Source organism: Streptomyces rimosus (assembly GCF_008704655.1).
GTDB classification, from domain to species: domain Bacteria; phylum Actinomycetota; class Actinomycetes; order Streptomycetales; family Streptomycetaceae; genus Streptomyces; species Streptomyces rimosus.
The window spans coordinates 8,644,492-8,663,968 of sequence record NZ_CP023688.1; the positions used below are offsets into that span (position 1 = coordinate 8,644,492).

General features: G+C 74.3%; 11 protein-coding genes. 8 read left to right on the top strand and 3 right to left on the bottom strand.

Annotated features, from left to right (window positions below; all coding sequences use genetic code 11):
- Window positions 1-3: 3 nt before the first annotated feature.
- From CP984_RS37870 to CP984_RS37880, 3 genes are all read left to right on the top strand, one after another.
- Entirely contained in the window at window positions 4-4,248 is a 4,245-nt protein-coding gene (locus CP984_RS37870) for a hypothetical protein (protein ID WP_003983459.1), read from the top strand.
- Window positions 4,249-4,489: 241 nt separating this feature from the next.
- On the top strand, window positions 4,490-5,314 hold the full coding sequence (locus CP984_RS37875; RefSeq protein WP_003983460.1) for a SigB/SigF/SigG family RNA polymerase sigma factor: 825 nt from the start codon (window positions 4,490-4,492) through the stop codon (window positions 5,312-5,314).
- 412 nt (window positions 5,315-5,726) lie between these two features.
- Window positions 5,727-6,278, top strand: a complete 552-nt coding sequence (locus CP984_RS37880) for an EF-hand domain-containing protein (protein WP_003983461.1) — start codon at window positions 5,727-5,729, stop codon at window positions 6,276-6,278.
- A 91-nt stretch (window positions 6,279-6,369) separates the two neighbouring features.
- Here CP984_RS37880 and CP984_RS37885 read toward each other — a convergent pair whose 3' ends face one another.
- A complete protein-coding gene (locus CP984_RS37885; protein WP_003983462.1) occupies window positions 6,370-7,563 on the bottom strand; it encodes a cytochrome P450 in 1,194 nt (397 codons plus the stop codon).
- A gap of 594 nt (window positions 7,564-8,157) precedes the next feature.
- Here CP984_RS37885 and CP984_RS37890 point away from each other — a divergent pair.
- From CP984_RS37890 to CP984_RS37910, 5 genes are read left to right on the top strand one after another with little or no spacing between them, the layout of a single operon-like run.
- The gene (locus CP984_RS37890) at window positions 8,158-9,003 is read left to right on the top strand and encodes a class I SAM-dependent methyltransferase (RefSeq protein WP_003983463.1); all 846 of its coding nucleotides are present in this window, start codon (window positions 8,158-8,160) and stop codon (window positions 9,001-9,003) included.
- A 1-nt stretch (window position 9,004) separates the two neighbouring features.
- Window positions 9,005-9,907: an NAD(P)-binding domain-containing protein gene (locus tag CP984_RS37895; protein WP_003983464.1), complete on the top strand. Its 903-nt coding sequence runs from the start codon at window positions 9,005-9,007 to the stop codon at window positions 9,905-9,907.
- Complete coding sequence (locus CP984_RS37900; protein ID WP_003983465.1) at window positions 9,904-11,832, top strand: non-ribosomal peptide synthetase; 1,929 nt, start codon at window positions 9,904-9,906, stop codon at window positions 11,830-11,832. The genes CP984_RS37895 and CP984_RS37900 overlap by 4 nt, the downstream gene beginning before the upstream one ends.
- On the top strand, window positions 11,829-16,442 hold the full coding sequence (locus CP984_RS37905; RefSeq protein ID WP_003983466.1) for a type I polyketide synthase: 4,614 nt from the start codon (window positions 11,829-11,831) through the stop codon (window positions 16,440-16,442). Before CP984_RS37900 ends, CP984_RS37905 begins: the two co-directional genes overlap by 4 nt.
- Window positions 16,439-18,451 carry a cytochrome P450 gene (locus tag CP984_RS37910; RefSeq protein WP_003983467.1) on the top strand — a complete coding sequence of 671 codons (2,013 nt, stop codon included), beginning with the start codon at window positions 16,439-16,441 and terminating at the stop codon, window positions 18,449-18,451. The genes CP984_RS37905 and CP984_RS37910 overlap by 4 nt, the downstream gene beginning before the upstream one ends.
- A gap of 109 nt (window positions 18,452-18,560) precedes the next feature.
- On the opposite strand, the gene CP984_RS37915 is transcribed toward CP984_RS37910, so the two are convergent.
- Together CP984_RS37915 and CP984_RS37920 are read right to left on the bottom strand one after the other, a co-directional pair.
- Window positions 18,561-18,821 (bottom strand): hypothetical protein, encoded by a 261-nt coding sequence (locus tag CP984_RS37915; RefSeq protein WP_003983468.1) that lies wholly within the window; start codon window positions 18,819-18,821, stop codon window positions 18,561-18,563.
- 277 nt (window positions 18,822-19,098) lie between these two features.
- Window positions 19,099-19,434, bottom strand: a complete 336-nt coding sequence (locus CP984_RS37920) for a trypco2 family protein (protein ID WP_003983469.1) — start codon at window positions 19,432-19,434, stop codon at window positions 19,099-19,101.
- Window positions 19,435-19,477: the final 43 nt, after the last annotated feature.

Below are 19,477 nucleotides of genomic sequence, written 5' to 3' on the forward strand. Positions count from 1 at the left end.
GCCATGCCCGAGACGATCCGCTGGACCGTACTGCCCGACGGCCAGGCGGCCGACGGCACGCTCCGGCTGACCGTGCTGGTCAGCCCCCGCCTCACCGGCGGCACCCGGCTGGACGCCTTCGACGGCTTCCGGGACTGGCCGGACACCCTGCGCAGGTACGCGCCCGCGCTTCAGATCGAGTTCCTGGCGCCCGGCGCCACCGGGCCCGGTGTCCTCGTCCCCACCACGGCGAGGACCGGGCGCTTCCCACCGGCCGACAGCGGACTGTGGGGCGAACTGTTCAAGGGCGACACGGTGGTCCGCCCGCCCGCCGGCGCCTTCGCCGCCGCGGCCGAACGGCCCCCGACGCTGCGCTCGTACCCCGCCGGTGCGGTCCGCGACCAGGTCACGGCGCTGTACGAGGCGGCGGTCAGCGCCACAGCGGCCCGCCGGGCGGAGCCCCCGTCGGGTGGAAGCGCGGGGAACGGCGCGGCGCTGGCGGCCGGGCCGACCCAGGGCGTGGTCGCCAGTTGGGACCATCCCCAGAGCCACGATCTCCGCGGCGTGCTGACCTCCGCCATCCGGACCTTCGCGGGCCGGGTCGGCGCCGGCTATCCGCGCCTCGACGAACTCCTCGCCCGGTCGGCGGGCGGTCGGTTCGGCGCCGCCGCCGACCCGAACCCGTACCGCCCCCGGCACATGAACCGCGCCGCGCGCGAGTACGCGGAGGACGGCGCGCTGCTCGGGCTCGCCGAGATGTACCGGTTCTACGACCGCGCGCCGCGATCCGCGGCGTCCGGAGCCGGTACGGGCCAGGCGGCAGCCGAAGCCGAAGCACCGCCCGCGAAACCGGACTTCGACTTCCACATCGCGTGTGCCCTGCTCGCCGACTACCCGGAACTCCTGCGCCGCTTCGGCCTCGCCCTGGACCTGGTCGTCACCCCGCCGGCCGGGCTCGCCGACGGGTGGCAGGCCCGGGTGACCTTCACCGCCGCCCAAGGGCAGCTGAACACCGACGAGTCGCTGCGCCCCTGGACGGCGCTGCGCCACGTACCGGGCCGCCGCTTCGAACCGTACGCCGCCGACGACGGATTCCACGGCCACCGGATGCTCAAGCTGGGCGCCGACACCGTGCACGTCACGGATCTGGACCTGGACGGCGCGGCCATGAAGTTCGTGGAGTTCTCCCGCGTCCTCGACCAGTATCTGAGCGGCACGAACGCGCCGGGCACGGCCGCCGCCGCGGACCCCACCGCCCTCCCCGCCCTGCACGGCGCGGGCCTGACCGTCGTCCACGACGACCGCGACCGCGCCCTGGCCGACCAGATGGAGGCCGACGCCCGGCACACGGCGGGCGTCGGCCCCGACAGCAAGCCCGTCGCCGCCGCGGTCCTGGACGCCGCGCACCTCGTACGCGGCCTGCGCGTCGACGTCGGCGCGGCGGACGAGCGGACCGGGCGCGTCACCGCCTGGTATCCGCTGTGCGCCCGTACGGGGGAGTACGCGATCAGGCGGCCCGGAGCGCCCGCCGTACCGATCGGCGCCGCACCCGACGAAGGCCACGTCAAGGCGTCCGCCGTCACCCGGGACCGCGCCGACGACCAGCAGCTCTACGTCCACCAGGCGCTCTTCGGCTGGCACGGCTGGAGCCTCGCCGCGCCACCGCCCGGCCGGACCCTGGGCCCCGGCGACCGGCCGCAGGTGCCCAACCCCGAGATCTCCGACCGCTTCCCGCTCGCCGCCGCGTTCCGGCCGACCCCCGGCACCCTGCCCGCGCTGCGCTACGGCCGCACCTACCGGCTGCGCGCCCGCCTGGTCGACCTCGCCGGCAACAGCCTCGGCCCCGAGGCCCCCTCCGTGGAGGGCACCGCCACCGAACCCGTCACGTACGGCCGCTGGGAACCCGTACCACCGCCCGTCATCGTGCCGAGGTGGCCGTTCCTGGAAGGCGAGTCGGAACCGCGTCTGGTCATCCGCAGCACCATCGACGCGTCCGGACGGCCGCTGTCGCCCGGCGAGTGGGCCGCCCTGCGCAACGGACAGGTTCCCGACCACGAGCAGGTGTCGCCCGCCGACGGGCTCGACCGCCGCTACCGCGCCTTCGACGAACGCCACCTGAGCCCGCCCAAGAGCTCGCTCCAGATGGCCGAACAGCACGGCGTGTACGACGCGGTCTTCGGCCCCGGCAAGCCGGACGCGCTGCGCCGCCAGTACTTCGCCGCGGCGTCCCGCGAGTCCGGCAGCTACCTCGACACGGTCGTCAGCCTCCCGGAGGACCCGCGCGTCACCCGCGACCTCAAGGCCGCCGGGGAGATCCACGTCGCCAAGCACAGCCCGCACGACACGTCCCCGCTGACCGAACTGCCCGTGCCACGCGGCAGCGGCCTGCACACCGGCGAGTACGTCGTCCACGACGCCCCGCAACTGCTGCTGCCGTACCTGCCCGACGTGCCCGCGCGCGGCATCGCCCTGCGGGGACTTCCGGGCACGGGCACGGGGACGGACGCGGGACCCCACCGCACGTACGACTTCACCGGCACCTGGCCCCAGGCGAGGCCGCTGCGGCTGCGGATCGTGGAGGGGGACCGCCCGCCGGACCCGCCGACGGGCGGCGTCCTGACCGTGTACGTGCCCAAGGCGGAGGTCGTGACCGTCCGCCTGAGCTGCCGGATCGCCGAACAGGACCTCCGGCTGTTCCGCGTGTGGCAGCTGCTCACCGCCTCGCCCTTGTGGAACGACCCGCTGGGTCTGACCCCGGAGAAGCGGCGGGAACTGACGGTGGCGTCGGCGGCCGGCGAGAACTGGATGATCACGCCGTGGACGGAACTCACCCTCGTCCACGCCGTCGAGAAGCCCCTGGCGCCGCCGTCCCTGGCGGACCTGCGGTTCAGCCGTACGGCCGGGGAGACCTCCGCGTTCGTGGAGGGCGTGCTCTCCCTGCACGCCAGGAGCACCGGCCGCATCGACCTCGACGCGACCTGGCAGGAGTGGCTCGACGACGTCAAGGAGCCCGCGCCCCGGCGGGTGACCGGGTACGACCACGTGGGCGACCTCACGCCCGGCCCCCGCAGCGACACGTTCACGTTCAGCGGCGTACGGCACGAGTTCCGCGACACCCGCCACCGCAACGTCACCTACACGCCGACCGCGACCACCCGCTTCCGCGAGTACTTCCACCCGGCGATCACCGACCGGCCCGAACTGATCACCAGCCGGGGGCCCGCCGCTTCCGGGCCCGCCGGGCAGGGCTGGCCGGTCCCGGCCACCCGGCGCCCGGAGCCACCCGAAGTGAGCCATCTCGTCCCCACCTTCACCTGGGAACAGACGGTGGACACCGACGCGCACCGGGTGACCCGCACCCGCCGCGCCGCGGGCATCCGCGTATACCTCCGCCGCCCGTGGTTCAGCTCCGGCGACGACGAACTCCTCGCCGTCGTCCTCGACCCGGGCAGCCGCCTCCCGGCCGAACTCGTCACCCGCTGCGGCATCGACCCCGTATGGGCCGACGACTCCGTCCTGCCGCGGCTGCGCCCCGCCAACTTCCCGAACGCGGCCGGCACCGCCACCGGCCGGACCCTGGCCGAAACCGTCGGCGGCGCACCCGCCACGGTCTCGGTCGCCACCTTCGCCCCCGTCTACGACACACAGCTGGGTCTGTGGTCCTGCGACATCGACGTGAACCTCGGCGACCTCGCCGACAGCCCCGCGTACTACCCCTTCCTGCGGCCCGCCCTCGCCCGCTACCAGCCGTACGCCGTCGAACCGCTCCACCTGTCGAAGGTGGTCACCGGGGAATACGTCCAGCTGATGCCCGAGCGCACGGTCACCGCCGCGATGACGGCGGACGGCCGGATCCACATCGAGCTGAGCGGCCCGGCGGCGGCCAACGACGTCGGCGAGTTCACCGGGCCGGGACGCGAGGGCGCCGCCGCGAGCCGCCGCGTCGTCGCCACCGTGCAGCAGCGGCCCAGCACCGCCGGCGACCTCGAATGGACGCCGGCCGACGCCACCGCCGAACTCACCTGCACACCCCGCGGCACCGGCTTCATTTGGACCGGTGACCTGACCCCGCCGCCGGGCCGCTTCCCGTCCCCCACCCGCCACCGCCTCCTGATCGAGGAGTCCGAGACCTGCTTCACCGACCGCACGACGGCCACCGCCACCGTCACCGCGGGCGGCGTCACCCGCCCGGTGTCCCGACGGCTCGTCCACGCGGACTTCTTCGGGCTGACGACGACGGTGTTCGGGAAGGTCGTGCTGGAGGAGTGAGGAGCCGGGGCCGCGCCGCCCGCTGTCCGCGCAGCCGTCTCACCTGGGCTTTTACCCCAGAGGCACGGCCGGAAGAAAAAGTCCGCAATCCCGGAGTGTGAGCCGCGCATGCCTGGACACAAGACCGTCAGTGCTTCGGAACCGCAGGCACCCCGTCACAGAGGGGCCAGTCTGTCGTCTTCCGGCGAGTGGCCACTCGTAAGCCTGCGAACCGCCCACCAGCGTCTAAGGAGAGCCGGCGATGGCCACCACCACGATCGCGCGCCACCACGGGCGCCGTGCCGACGACCCCGACACCACCGAGGAGATGCGGCTGCTGATCACGCTGCCGGACGGGCCCAAGAAGGAGCGGCTGCGGCAGCGGGTGATCACCGCCTGGCTGCCGCTGGCGCACCGGCAGGCCGTCCGGCTGCGGGAGCGCGGGGAGCAGCTCGACGACCTCAAGCAGGTCGCCGCGCTGGGCCTGGTCAAGGCGGTCGACCGGTTCGATCCCGAGCGTGCCGACGCCTTCGAGCAGTTCGCCATCCCCACCATCACCGGCGAACTCAAGCGGCACTTCCGCGACCACACCTGGGACGTGCATGTGCCCCGGCGCACCCAGGAGCTGCGCAACAAGGTCCGCAAGGCCGTGCGCGAGCTGAGCACGACCCTGGACGGGCGCTCGCCGACCGTGGCGCAGATCGCCGGGCACGCCCGGCTGACCGAGGAGGAGGCCGTCCTCGGGCTGGAGGCCCTGGAGACCTACCGGTCGCTGTCGCTGGACGTGGCCCTGGACCGCAGCGGCGACAACGACGACTACACCCTCATGGACACCCTGGGCTCGGCCGACAGCCGCTTCGGGCTCATAGAGGACCGCGAGGCGGTCAAGCCCGCCCTGGCCCGGCTGCCCGAACGGGAACGCCGCATCCTGTACCTGCGGTTCTTCAAGGACATGACGCAAAGCGCCATCGCCGCCGAGCTGGGCCTGTCCCAGATGCACGTCTCGCGCCTGATCAGCCGGGCCCTGGCCCGGGTGCGGGCGGAGGTCACCCGGAACGCGGACGAGGAGTACCGGGCCGCCGCGTGACGGCGCTCCCAAGGGGCGGGCACCGTATCGCGGAACCGGAATCCGAGGGATAGCTCGGACAGGCCGGTCACCGCGGGTGCCCGCCGCTGCGCCTTCTGGCGTTCGCCGCCCGGCCACCACCGAGACGGAGCTGCCGGCGCTGCCGCTCGGCGGCGCTCTCCCCGGTGTCCCCTCCCCGCTCACCGCCGAGTCCCTGCACCGCTGCGCCCCCGCCGACGCAGGAGCCTGACGCGGACACCGCTCACCTCGCCCACCACGACGGCCAGTACCGCTCAGCGGCAACGGAATTCCCGGCGGAAACTCCCGTGCGGACGGGCGAATGTCGCGTTTTCGAGGTGGCCCCTTACACCCGCGTCGGTAGAGTGCTCCATGCGCGAATCACAGCTTGCCGTCTACAGGAACGGAGAGCGGAATGGTCGCCGGTGTCATAGCGCAGAAATCGGACCAGTGGTTCAACCTGGCGGACGTCAACGGTAACGGCTACATCGAGGAAGACGACCTCCGGCAACTGGCCGAACGGACGCTGACGCACTTCGGTTACAGCAAGGAGAGCCCCAAGTGGGCGCGCCTGCACGAGGCGTACGCCAAAGCCTGGCAGATCATGTACGAATTGACCGACACGGACAAGGACAACAGGATTTCGCGGACCGAGTTCCAGGGTTACATGGACCGCAACGCGAAGCCGTCCACGGCCGACGGTCTGCTCCGTCCGATCACGGACGCGGAGTTCGACGTGGCGGACACGGACAACGACGGGTACCTGTCCCAGGACGAGTACGCCGAACTGCTGCGCGCGTTCGGTCTGTCGACCCGCGACGCCCGGACCGGCGCCCGCAGCATCGACACCGACAGCGACGGTCGCATCAGCCACGAGGAGTATTTCGTGGCCTGTCGTGACCTCTACTCCAGGGAAGCCGCTGACGACCGCAGCAGCCAGGTGTTCGGGCCGCTGACCCGTACCTGAAATCCTGGCGGACACGAACAGCGGAATTCGCGGTCGGCACGCGGAATTCGGGCGGAGGCCGGGCTGGGCCCGGCCTCCGCTTTTCGTCTGCTCACCAGGTGACCGGCAGCTCCTCGATCCGCCGGATGATCAGGTCGGCGCGCCACGGCAGCTCCTCGTCCGGCGCGGCCAGCCGCAGGCCGGGGTGGCCGAGCAGGGCGGCCACGGCCACCTTCACCAGCATCCGCACCAGCGGCGGCCCCATGCAGTGATGGGTGCCGTGGCCGAAGGACAGATGCGGGTTGCCGCCGCGGTGGAAGTCCAGCCGCTCCGGCTCGGCGAACATCCGCGGGTCGTGGTTGCCGGCCGGCAGCGCGGGCAGCACCTGCTCACCGGCCCGTACGAGGGTGCCGCCGACCTCCACGTCCTCGGTGGCGTACCGGGCGAAGGTGACGTGCGAGGGGAACGGCGCGTAGCGCAGCAGCTCGTCGGCCGCCCGCGGCAGCAGGTCCGGGTCGGCCGCCAGCTCCCGGAAGTGGGCGGGGGAGGAGAGCAGCACGTAACAGGCGTTGGTGAGCTGGGTGGTGACGTTGTCGACGGCGAGCAGGATGTCGTTGACCAGCTCGCCCAGCTCCTCCATCGACAGCCCGTCGTCCTGGCCCAGCCGGGCCACCAGGCGGCTGACCAGGTCCTCCCGCGGCCGCTGCCGGCGGTCGGCGATGAGCCGGGCCGTGTAGCGGGAGATCTCCTCGATACGCGACTCCACCACGTCGGCGGGCAGGCCGGTGCCCGCGAACCCCTCGAACCAGTCGAGGAAGACCGCCAGGTCCTCTTCGGGGATGCCGATCAGCGGGCAGAGGATGGCCACGGTGAGCGGCTTGGTGTACGCGGCGGCCAGATCGGCCGGGGGCGGCTCCGCCGTGCAGCGGGCCAGCAGCCGCCGCGCCTCCCCGGTGGCCAGTTCCTCCAGCTCACGGACGTGCTCGGCGTTGAACTTGAGGCCCTGGGCGAGGGCCTTGCGCAGGCGGGGCTGCTGGGGCGGATCGGTGTTCAGGATGCTGTCCTGCAGCGGCAGCGGGGTCAGCCGCGCCTCGTCGCTGCCCGGCGGGGGCGTGCGGACGAACCGCCGGTCCCGCAGGACGAAGCGGATGTCCGCGTAGCGCGTCACCAGCCAGGCGTGGTCACCGTACGGCGGCCGGATCCACGTCAGGCCGGGGCGGCTGCGGCAGTCCTCGTATTCCGGATCGACGGTGAGCCCGGACGGCTCGGAAAAAGGGTAATCGATGGGTTCGGGGTGTGTGTCCACGGAATCTCCAGTACGGAAGTAGGAGCCCTGCCCGCGATCGTCTTTCCCCGGTGCCGGTGCCCCGGGTGTGCGGTGCTTTCCGTGCCTGCGGCGCGTACGGGTGTCACCCGGCGCGGCAACTCACCGGAAAGACGTTAGTGCCGCCGTGCCGCCGAGGGGCGACCCCTATTGGTCATATCCCGGGCCGTACGCGGAAGGTGGCCGATTCCGCCGGAGCGTGCGGTGCGGAACGGAACGCGCGAGGTGTCGATGGGGATGATGGGGTGCAATCGAATTGCCCCGCCGGGTACGTCCGCGGCGGCCCGCCCGGAGCGTTCCGGCCGGGTGCCGACGGGTGGCCAAAACCGTTGCTTGACGCCCGCCCGGCCCTCGGCAACTCTTGCAGCCGGATGCCGGACCTCCAGGAGCGCTCCCGGCATCGCGTTGTTTTCGTACCGCCGGACTTCCGGCGCCGCGGGGCGGCACCGCATTGCCCGCGCGGGCGCCCGTACTTGCATTTTCACGTGCCGGCAGCGGGAAGAGGGAGGAGGGCGGCGGCAGTCGGTCCCGGCCGGTCCGTAATTCGGTACAGATCACGACGGAGGGTATTTCCGCATGTCCGCCGAACCGAGTTGGACCGGGGCCTTTTCCCACCAGGAGATCGAGCGCACCTACGCCATGCTCACCGTCCTCGAAGAGGACGCCGCCGGGCCCGACCGGCATTTCGGTATGTGGACCGGCGCCGACGACCCGGCGACCGTCGAGGAGGCCACCGAGCGGCTGACCGCCCTGGTGCTCTCCCAGCTCGGCGCCGCCCCGGGCAGCCGCGTCCTGGACGTGGGCTGCGGCAACGGCCGTCCCGCCGTCCGCCTCGCCGAGACCTCGGGCGCGAGCGTCGTCGGTATCGACATCGACGACCGGGCCCTGGCCGCCGCGTCCGCGTACGCCCGGCAGCTCGGGCTCGGCCACGCGGTGCGCTTCCAGCACGCCGACGCGCTGCGGCCGCCCTTCGAGGACGGCTCCTTCGACGCGGCGCTGGCCTTCGAGAGCACCCCGCACTTCGACGTCGCGGAGCTGTACGGGGCCCTCTCCCGGGTGCTGCGGCCGGGCGGCCGGCTCGTCGTCGAGACCCCGTACGTCCGCGGCCGGATCACCCCGGACCTGCTGGACCGCATCGGCCCCTACCTCAGCCTGCTGAACGCGGTGTCGCTGGACCCGCCGCACACGCATCTGGCGGCGGCCCGCGAGGCCGGGCTGCACATCACCGAACTGAGGGACCTCACCGAGGACGTACGGGGCTCCTTCGGCCGGCTGCTGGCCCGGCTCGAAAAGGTCCGCGCCCGCCTGGCGGACACGCTGGGGGACGAACAGGCCGGCCGCCTCCTCGCGGCCTTCGCCGGCTGGGCCGAGGCGCCCGAGGTCGGCGCCATCCTCATGACCTTCACCAGGACGGAGCACTGACATGGCGGACGTGACCGTGATCGGCACCGGTGTGATCGGCTCGGGTGTGATCCGGGCCTGCGCCGCGGCCGGCCTGGAGGTGGCGGTGTGGAACCGCACCGAGCGGCGCGCCCGGGACGTGGCGGCCGAGAGCCCGCGGATCCGGGTCCACCCCACCGCGGCCGGGGCGATCGGCGCGTCCCGGACCACCCTGCTGTGTCTGCTCAACTACCCGGTCACCCACCAGGTGCTGGAGGAATCCGGCGCCGACCTGACCGGGCGGCTGGTCGTCCAGCACTCCAGCGGCGTGCCGGAGAGCGTCGGGCCGCTCCAGGACCGGGTGACCGGCGCCGGGGGCCGCTACATGGAGGCGGCCATCCTCAACTACCCGGACGCCATCGGCACCGACGCCTGCTTCACCGTCTACGGCGGGGCGCCGGAGGACTTCGCCGAGCTGGGCCCGGTGACCAAGGCGATGTCCGGCCACCAGGTGCACCTGCACGCCGAACCGCGCTACGCGAAGGCGTACCACGTCGTGGCCAGCGCCTTCTACTACGCGTTCGTCAGCGGCTTCCTTGAGTGCGCGGCGATCGCCGAGCACATCGGGGTGCCTCTCGGCGCGTTCGCCGACTCGGTGCCGCTGTACGACCCGGGCTTCGAGAACACCGTACGGGTCGGCCTCGACCTGATCGAACGCGGCGACTACCACTTCGAGCAGGCCCCGCTGACCACCCACATCGACGTCCTGGAGAACCTCACCGGAGCGGCCGAGAGCGCCGGGATCGACGCCTCGTACCTCAAGGCCCTGCGCGACCGGGTGCGCACCGCGCTGGACCAGGGCCACCGGCGCGAGCACATCGCCATCCTCACCGAACAGTTCCGTGCCCGCCGGGGCGCCGCCCCACGCCCGATGGAGGGCGCGTGACGGGCGGCGGCCGGGCGGGGGAGGGCGCGGTCGCGCTCTTCCGGCAGCGGGCGCGATCGGTGCCCGGGCGCGCCGCGCTGGAGTACCCCGGCGGCCGGCTGACCTACGCCGAACTGGACGGCCGGGCCCGCGCCCTGGCCGCCGAACTGGCCCTGGCCGGAGTGCGGCCGGGCGACACCGTCGGCGTCACGATGGAGCGCTCGCCGCTGCTGCCCGTGGCGGTGCTGGCGCTCTGGACGGCGGGCGGCGCCTATGTGCCGCTGCCGGCCTCGTACCCGGCCGCACGCAACCGGGCGGTGCTCCGGGAGGCCGGGGTACGGACGGTGCTCACCGACCGGGAGCCGGACCCCGACGTGCTGTCCGGCTCCGCCGGGGACGCCGTGACCTGCGTACGCCTGACGGACCGCACACTACGGGCGCCCGCACGCCCACCCGCGCCGACCGCCCAGCCCGGCCACGCCGCCGGTCCCGAAGACCTCGCCTACGTCCTGCACACCTCGGGTTCGTCCGGCGCGCCCAAGGGCGTACGGATACCGCACCGTGCGGTGGTCAACCTCGCGTGCGGGCTCCAGCACGTCTACGGCGACCTGGACGGCGCGCGGGTGCTGCAGTTCGCGCCGTTCACCTTCGACGTGTGGATCTGGGAGCTGGCCATGAGCCTGCTCAGCGGCGGCACCCTCGTCGTCCCGCGCGCCGACGTGCCCCTGCACGGGCCCGAACTCAGCCGGATATTACGTGAGTTGCACATCAGTCACCTCTCCGGCGCCGCCTCGCTGGTGGCGACGCTGCCGGAGGAGGAGCCCATCCCCGTCACCACCCTGACCTCCGGCGGTGAGCCGCTGCCCGAGTACCTGGTACGGCGCTGGGGCGGCCGGGTGCGCCTGTTCAACGCGTACGGGCCGACCGAGGCGGGCGTCTGCGCCACCATGGGCCGCTGCCGCCCCGGACAGGGCACCCCGGGCATCGGGCACCCGCTGCCCGGCGTCTCCGTACACCTCCTGGACGAGCGGGGAACCCCCGTACCGGACGGGGAACCCGGCGAGGTCCACATCGGCGGCCCCGGCGTCGGACTCGGCTACCTCGACCGCCCGGCGGAAACCCGGCGCCACTTCGTCCCCGACCGCTTCGCGGCGGACCGTCCCGGCCGCCTGCTCTACCGCACCGGCGACCTGGCCCGCCGCCTCCCGGACGGCTCCTACCTGTTCCTCGGGCGGATCGACGCGCAGCTCAACGTCCGCGGCTACCGCATCGAGCCCGGCGAGGTGGAGGCGGCCCTGCTGCGCCACCCGGACGTCACCGCGGCCGCCGTGACCGCGACGCGCGGCGCGCCCGACGGCTCCGTACCGCCGCCGGGACCGGACGGCCCGCCGCCCGTCGGCGGCACCGACCGGCTCACCGCGTACGTGCAAGCCGCCCCCGGCACCACGGTCACCGGCGCCGCGCTGCGCCGGCACCTGGCCGCGCTGCTGCCCGCCCACCTGGTGCCGTCGTCCTTCGTCCTCGTGGACCGGCTGCCGCTCACCGCGCACGGCAAGATCGACCGTACGGCCCTGGCGCCGCCCGCGGTACGGCGGTGCACCCCGCAGACCAGGCGCGACACCACCGGCCCCGGGCGGGAACGGGACGTGGCGGAGCTGGTGGCCACCGTGCTGGGCCTGGCCGAGGTGGCCCCCGACGACGACTTCGCCGACCTCGGCGCCACCTCGCTCGACATGATCCGCATCCAGGCGGCCGTCACCGCGCGCTGGGGCACCCGGCTGGCCGCTGCCGACCTGATGGACGCCCGCACGGTGCGGCGACTGGCCGCGCTCCTCGACCGTACGCGCAACGGCGCCCGGGGCGCGGGCACCGCACCGCCCGGCGCCGCGCGCGCTCCCGGGCATCCTCTACCGGCCGTACGCACGGTGAAAGGCGGATTCAAGTGACCGCAGCGCGCAGCGAGCCGGCGGGCGGGGACGGCGGGCCCGTGACGCCGTCCGGCAGCGGGCCCGCAGCCTCGTCCGACCGTGACCCGCAGGCCGTACCGGACCCCGCGCCCGGGCCCGGCCCCGCCCGGCGGGAGACCGATGTCGCGGTCGTCGGCATCGCCTGCCGCTTCCCCGGCGCCACCGGCCCGGACGAGTTCTGGAGCATGATCACCGAAGGGCGGCGCGGCATCGGGGAACTGACCCCCGAGCAGCTGGCCGAGGCGGGCGCCGGGCCCGCGCGCCTGGCCGACCCCGCGCTGGTGCCCGCCGCGGGCATCCTCTGGGACGCCGACCGGTTCGACTCCGCGTTCTTCGGCTACTCCGCGCGCGAGACCGCCGTCATGGACCCCCAGCAGCGGATGTTCCTGGAAGCCGCCTGGCACGCCCTCGACGACACCGGCCACGACCCCGAACGGTTCCCCGGACGCGTCGGCGTCTACGCGGGCCAGACCGTCGGCACCCACCGCACCCCGGACAGCTCCGTCTTCCTCGGCACCTCGGCGGACCTGCTGATGGCCGCGGACGACAAGGACTTCCTGCCGACCCGCGCCGCCTACAAACTGGGCCTGACCGGGCCCGCGTTCGCCGTGCAGGCGGCCTGCTCCACCTCGCTGGTCGCCGTCCACGTCGCCTGCCGGGCGCTGGCGGCGGGCGACTGCGACCTGGCGCTGGCCGGGGGCGTGTCCTGGTCGCCGTGGCGCCGTCAGGGCTATCTGCGCCGCGCGGGCGGCGTCTGGTCGGCCGACGGATACGTCCGCTGCTTCGACCGGGACGCCTCGGGCTTCGTCTCCGGCGACGGGCTGGGCATCGTGGCCCTGCGCCCCCTCGCCGACGCCCGCGCCGACGGCGACCGCATCTACGCCGTGATCAAGGGCAGCGCCGTCAACAACGACGGCAACGACAAACTGAGTTACGCCGCGCCCGGCGTCCCCGGGCAGCAGGCCGTCATCGAAGCGGCACTGCGGGACGCCGCCGTCCACCCGGACAGCATCGGATACGTCGAGGCGCACGGCACGGCCACCGCGCTGGGTGACGCCATCGAGGTCACCGCCCTGACCCGCGCCTACCGCGCGGCCGGCGCCACCGGCCGCGGCACCTGCCGGCTGGGCTCGGTGAAGGCCAACATCGGACACGCCGACGCCGCCGCCGGGGTGGCCGGGTTCATCAAGGCCGCCCTCATGGTCCGCCACGGCCGCATCCCGCCCAGCCCGAACGCCCCGTTCCACCCCAACCCCGACATCGACTTCGCCACCGGCCCGTTCGTGCCCGCCGTGACGGCGGAGGACTGGCCGCGTACGTCGGCGCCCCGCCGCGCCGCGGTCAGCGCCTTCGGAGTCGGCGGCACGAACGCCCACGTCATCCTCCAGGAACCGCCCCCGGCCCGGCCGCCCGCGCCCGCCCGGCCCTGGCAGCTGCTGGCCTGGTCGGCGCGCGACGAGCGGGGGCTCGACGCGATGGCCGCCGCGCACCCCCGTACGCTGCGCGGCCTGCGCGACGAGGAGTTCGCCGACTACGCCCGCACCCTGGCCGTCGGGCGGCGCCGGCTGCCGCTGCGCCGCGCCGTGGTCCTGCGCGACCGCGCCCACGCGCTCACGGAATCCGCCTTCCGTACGGAAGCGGCGCTGCCGCGCGAAGGGCGCGCGGGCGAGGTGGCGTTCGTCTTCCCGGGCGGCGGTTCGCAGTACCCGGGGATGGGATGCGGGCTGTACCGCGACGAACCGGTGTTCCGGGAGGCCGTGGACACCTGCCTGCGGCTGCTGCCCGACCGGGAGGCGGCCCGGCGCCTGCGCGCCTGGTGGCCCGCCGGGCCCGGCACGGAGTCCGCGGCGGACACCCCGCCGGACGCCGACAACGATCCGCGCGTGGCGATGCCCGCCGTCTTCATCACCGAGATCGCCGTGGCCCGGCTGCTCGGCTCCTTCGGCGTGACGCCCACCGTCCTGATGGGCCACAGCCTCGGCGAGTACGCCGCCGCCCACCTCGCGGGCGTGCTGTCCCTGCCGGACGCGCTCACCCTCGTCAGCAGCAGGGGCCGGCTGCTGTCCGGCATCGACAACGGGGCCATGCTGGTCGTCCGCGCCGACGCCCGCGACCTCGAAGCCTTCCGCGGCGACGGCGTCTGCCTCGCGGTGGTCAACGGCCCCGACGCCTGTGTCCTGTCCGGGCCCGCGCCCCGCATCGAGACGGCGCGCCGCCGCCTGACCGCGCAGGGCATCGCCTGCAACGTCCTGCAACTGGCCACCGCCGCGCACTCCGCGCTCGTCGAGCCGGTGCTCGGCGCCTTCCGCGACGTGGTGCGCGGCATCGCCCTGGACCGGCCGACCGTACCGCTGATCTCCAACGTCACCGGCACCGCCGACGCCGACTTCACCGACCCCGAGTACTGGGTCGGTCACCTCCGGGAGACCGTCCGCTTCGACCTCGGGCTCGCCTGCCTGCGCGACCACGACCCGCGCGTCCTCCTCGAAGCGGGTCCCGGCACCACCCTGACCACGCTCGCCCGTACGCAGGGCCTCGACCGCGGCGTGCCCGCCATGCGGCACCCGCTGGAGGGACGCGACGACCGCGAGGTGCTGCTGACCGCGCTCGCCCGCACCTGGGAAGCGGGCATCGACGTCGATCTGGCCGCGCTGTGGCCGACGCCCGGCCCGCGGGTGCCCGCGGCGGCGTACCCCTTCGCGCCCACGCGGCACCGACCGGCGGCGGCTGTTGCTCCGACACTGGACCAGGCAGCCGGGCCCTGGTACGGGATCGCCTGGCAGCGCGACCTCGCACCGGAACCGGTCCGTACGGGTACGGAAGTCACCGGCCACCGCTGGGTGCTCCTCCACGACGGCACCCCGACCGCCGACGCGCTGCGCCGCCAACTCGCCGATCAGGGCGCTTCGTTGACCACCGTCCTGCCGGACAGCGGCGTCGCGCGGCACGGTCACGACCTGGACGGCGAACGGACCGTCGCCCTCGACCCGTGCGCACCCGACCAGTACGCCAAAGCCATCGAGACCGCCGGGGGAGGCCCCGGCCTCCCGCTGCGGATCGTCAGCACCTGGAACGGGGCGCCGTCCCACGCCACCTGCCCGCCGCTGAGCGACCTCGCCGGACTGGCCCGCGCGCTCGCGACACCGGCGGACGGCACCGAACTGTGCCTGGTCACCCGAGGGGCGCTGGAGATCACCGGCAGCGAGGACCTTGACCCCTGGGCAGCGCTCACGGTCGGCGCGGCGGGCGCGCTGCGCGCGGAACTGGGTGATGCCGCGACCGTACGGGTGGTGGACATCGACGGGCGGGGCGCGGCGGCCGACGGCGGACCCGCGGCTCGCGATCTGGCCCGCGACCTCCTGCGCGAATTCACCCGACCGGCGGAATCCGGACCGGTCGGGCTGCGTGCCGGCCGCCGCTGGCTGCGCCGGTTCGAGCCGCTCCGTACGCCACCCGTGGCCAACGGAACGGCTCTCCGGGACGGCGGGTGCTATCTGATCACCGGCGGTACGGGCGGCATCGGACGGCTGCTCGCCGGGCACCTGCTCCGCGACCACCACGCCCGCGTCGTCCTCCTCGGCCGCGACCCGGACGCGGTGCGCGCCACGGCGGACGAACTGTCGGAGCTGCCCGGCGAACTCCTCGCCGTCAGCGCCGACATCACCGACGCCGCGCGGACCCGCGATGTGCTGCGCGAGGCGCTGCGGCGCTTCGGCGGCCTGGACGGCGTCGTCCACGCGGCCGGTGTGCCGGCGGGCGGCCTGGCCCAGCTGCTGACCCCGGACACGGTGGCGGAGGCGCTGGCGGCCAAGACCACCGGCACCGTCACCCTCGCCGACGCCCTCCGCGAGACCGGCGCCCGGCCGGACTTCGTGCTGCTCTTCTCCTCCCTGGCGGCGTTCTCGCAGGCCCCCGGCCTGTCCTGCTACGGCGCGGCCAACGCTTTCCTGGACACGTACGCGCACGCCGCGGCCCGTATCGAGGGCCCAGCGGTTCTCGCCGTGAACTGGGACCGCTGGAACGGCGTCGGCATGGGGCGGGAAGGCGAGCGGCGGCAGCGCGCGCTAAGGAGCGGGGCACCGTTGGGCGGGCTGGAACCGGCCGATGCGCTGGCCGCGTTCGAGCGGTGCCTCGGTGCGCTGTCGCTCGGGCAGGTGGTCGTTTCCGTACTGCCGCCGGATACGGTCACCGGCCCGCCCGGAAGGGATGACGCTGGGCGGGACGGCGGCGCCGAGCCGCAGGCCGATGGCGGTGAGCAGCCCGACGAGGCGCTGGAGACCTCGCTCGCCGGCCCCGCCACCACCACATGGAGCCCCCTCGAACGCGAAGTCCTGCGCATCTGGCAGGACGTGCTCGGCAACGAGGAAGGCATCGGCCTGCACGACGACTTCTTCGCCCTCGGCGGGCACTCCCTGGCCGCCCTCCAGGTCGTCCAGCGCTGCCAGGACAGCTTCGGCGTGGACCTGTCCGTCAAAACGGTGTTCCTCGCGCCGACCGTCTCGCTCCTGGCCGCGGAACTGGAGGCGGCGCGCGGTGCGGCCGTACCCGGAACCGAAGGCCCCGCCCCCGAGCGGAAGGACCCCGTATGACCGGCGTATCCGCCCGCGAACCCGCAGCGGGCCGCACCGACGCCTCCCGGTGGCTGCTGCGCCGCCGGGTGCTGTCGGACCCCGCGCTGCGGCTGATCTGCTTCCCGCACGCCGGGGGCGCCGCGACCTTCTTCCACGGGTGGCAGGACCGGGTACCGGCCGGTACCGAGGTCGGCGCGGTCTGCTATCCGGGGCGGCAGAACCGGATCGCCGAGCCGCCGCTCACCTCCATGGACGACCTCGCCGACCAGGCGCACGCGGCGCTGCGCGGGCTGCTCGACCGCCCGCTGGCGCTCTTCGGGCACAGCATGGGCGCGGTCGTCGCGTATGAGGTGGCCGTGCGGCTCGCCGAACGCGACGGCACCGCACCGGTGGCCCTGCTGGTGTCCGGGCACGGCGCCCCGTATCTGTGCGTGGCCGGGCCGCCGCCGGACACCGCGGCGGACGACCGGGAGATCGCCGAGCTGGCGATGGCCGCCGACCCGGCGCTGCGCGGCTCGCCCCAGCTGCTGGACCTGGTCATGCCGGTGCTCCGCGCCGACCACGCGCTGCTCCGCGCCTACCGGCCCGTACGCACCCCGCGGATCACCGCGCCGATCGTCGCCTACCGTGGCGCGGACGACCCCAGGGCGAGCGAGGACGACATGTGGTCCTGGCGCGCGATGACCGGCGCCGCCTTCCGGCTCCGTACGCTGCCCGGCAACCACTTCTACCTGGCCACCGAGGAGGCCGGGCTGGTGGCCGATGTCATGGACGCCTGTCGGGGCGGTGCGAACGGCGCCGCCGGAAGCACCGCGACCGGCCCGGCCACCGCCTCCGCCGTACCGCTGTTCGTACGCCGCTCCGGCGCCTGCCCCTTCGACCCGGCGGAGGACTTCGCCCGGCTGCGCGCCGAGCGGCCCGTGGTCCGCACCACCTTGCCGACCGGGGCCCGCGCCTGGATGGTCACGCGCTACGCCGACGCCCGCCGCGTCATCGCCGACCAGCGGCGCTTCAGCTCCCGGGCCGCCGTGAACGGCCCGGTGCCGCCCCCGGAACCGCCCGAAGGCTTTCCGCCGCCGCGGCCCGGCGTCTTCTACACGTACGAGCCCGAGGAGCACGGCCGCATCCGCCGGATGCTCACCCCGGAGTTCAGCGCCCAGCGTGCCCGCGTCCTGGAGCCGCGCGCGGAAACCCTGGCCGACCGGCACCTCGACGCCATCGAGCGGGCCGGGCCGCCCGCCGACCTGATCGCCGACTTCGTGCTGCCGGTGCCCCGGCTGCTGTTCCTGGAACTGCTGGGCGTGCCCCTCCAGGACGCCGGGCGCCTCCACCACGACCTGGCGCTCCTGCACGACTTCCACCCCATCCACGAGGCGCAGGCGGGAGCGTTCCGCCGGCTCGACGCGTACCTGCGGGAACTGGTGGAAACCGCACGCGCCACACCCGGCGACAACGTCCTGGGCCACCTGGTCGCCGCGCACGGCGCCGAGCTGAGCGACGACGAACTCGCCGGAATCGCCTGCCAGTTGCTGCTGGCCGGATACGCGACGATCGCCGGCACCCTGGGCCTGTCCCTGCTCGCCCTGATCCTCGACCCCGTACAGGCGGAGCTGGTGCGCGACGGGCGCGCCCGGCCCGACCGGATGGCCGAGGAACTGATCCGCCACCTGTCGGTGGTGACCTTCGGCAAGGTCTTCCAGGCGAAGGAGGACGTCACGATCGCGGACCAGGACATCGCGGCGGGCGAGTACGTGCTGTGCCATCTGCCGTCCGCCAACCGCGATCCGGCGCTGGCCGACGGCCTCGACCGCCTCGACGTCACCCGTGAGCCGACGCCCCACCTCGCCCTCGGCCACGGCGCGCACCACTGCCTGGGCGCCGAACTGGCCCGGATGGAACTGCGGGTCTGCGTGCCCCGTGTCCTGCGGCGGCTGCCGGGTCTGCGCTTGCGCGTCCCCGTCGAGGAGCTGCGCTTCACACCACTGAACGCCGCGTACGGAGTGGAATCCCTGCCGGTCGCCTGGTGAGCGCGGACGCCCGCACGGCCGCACGGCGCAGCCCTTCGCACCGGGGAACGGGCGAAGGGCTGCGGGCCGATACGGCCGGGTGTGCGTGGTGGAACCGGGCGGCGTGTGGTCAGCGCGCCCAGTGGTGGAAGTAGTACTTGTGCTTGTCGAGCTCGCTGACCTTCGTGTGCGAGGCGGCGCTGGCCTCACCGACGGTGGCACCGTCCGGCCCGCCGGCGTTCACGACCTCCTTGTGGGCGGCCTGCCAGTGGCTGGCGGTGTGGTGGTGGAGGTGCTTGCCACCGCCGCCCGCGGGGGCGGCGGCCGCGGGAGCGGCGGCGACGAATCCGGCGGCGAGGACGCCGACGGCGGCTATCGCGATGCGACGCATGATCTCTCCTTATGGAGCGGGGTTGTTGACACGACTCTCACCCGCCACCGCCCCGCCCGCACCCCGGGACCCGGCCGGCGAAGTGGGCCGCGGCCCCGGAGAACCGCCGCTGACGTCCTGCTCCACCGCCCGGCCCGGGCACTTCCGGGCCCTCGTCCGTACGGGTGACCGCGGGGCCTCGCGGGGGCACCGCGGACGGCCCCGCAAGATCACCGTGCACGCTTCCGCAAGGCCGCTGCGCACACCGTCGTACCGCCGCCGAACCGCCGTACCGCCGCTAAGAAGGCCCGCCCACGCTGATGCCCGGCCCCTCCGGAGGGGCGTCCCGGTCGTGCGGTTTGAGCTCGATCTCGATGCGGTGGGTGCTGTCCCGCGCGAGCGTGCCGCCGGCCTCCGCGGTGACCACGCCGATCCGCAGGCCGCCGCGGCCCGAGCCCTCACGGCGGACCTGGACGGCGAACTCCACGTTGACGCGTTCCACCAGGAACCGGAGCCGGCTCTGTTCGCCTTCGCGCTGCGCCGTCTCCAGCTCCTCGCGGATGCGGCCGATCACGTCCGACAGGCCCGCGGTCTCCGCGCCGTCGGCCCCGCCCCGCCCGCCGTTCGCGCCCATCACGGACCTCCCGTCACGCGGCGGGGGACGGTTGTCACTCCCC

Excerpts from the sequence above, each read along its gene's own strand:
- CP984_RS37915 (WP_003983468.1), bottom strand. The coding sequence starts at position 18,821 with ATGCGTCGCATCGCGATAGCCGCCGTCGGCGTCCTCGCCGCCGGATTC.
- CP984_RS37910 (WP_003983467.1), top strand. The coding sequence starts at position 16,439 with ATGACCGGCGTATCCGCCCGCGAACCCGCAGCGGGCCGCACCGACGCC.
- CP984_RS37920 (WP_003983469.1), bottom strand. The coding sequence starts at position 19,434 with ATGGGCGCGAACGGCGGGCGGGGCGGGGCCGACGGCGCGGAGACCGCG.
- CP984_RS37895 (WP_003983464.1), top strand. The coding sequence starts at position 9,005 with ATGGCGGACGTGACCGTGATCGGCACCGGTGTGATCGGCTCGGGTGTG.
- CP984_RS37890 (WP_003983463.1), top strand. The coding sequence starts at position 8,158 with ATGTCCGCCGAACCGAGTTGGACCGGGGCCTTTTCCCACCAGGAGATC.
- CP984_RS37870 (WP_003983459.1), top strand. The coding sequence starts at position 4 with ATGCCCGAGACGATCCGCTGGACCGTACTGCCCGACGGCCAGGCGGCC.
- CP984_RS37875 (WP_003983460.1), top strand. The coding sequence starts at position 4,490 with ATGGCCACCACCACGATCGCGCGCCACCACGGGCGCCGTGCCGACGAC.
- CP984_RS37880 (WP_003983461.1), top strand. The coding sequence starts at position 5,727 with ATGGTCGCCGGTGTCATAGCGCAGAAATCGGACCAGTGGTTCAACCTG.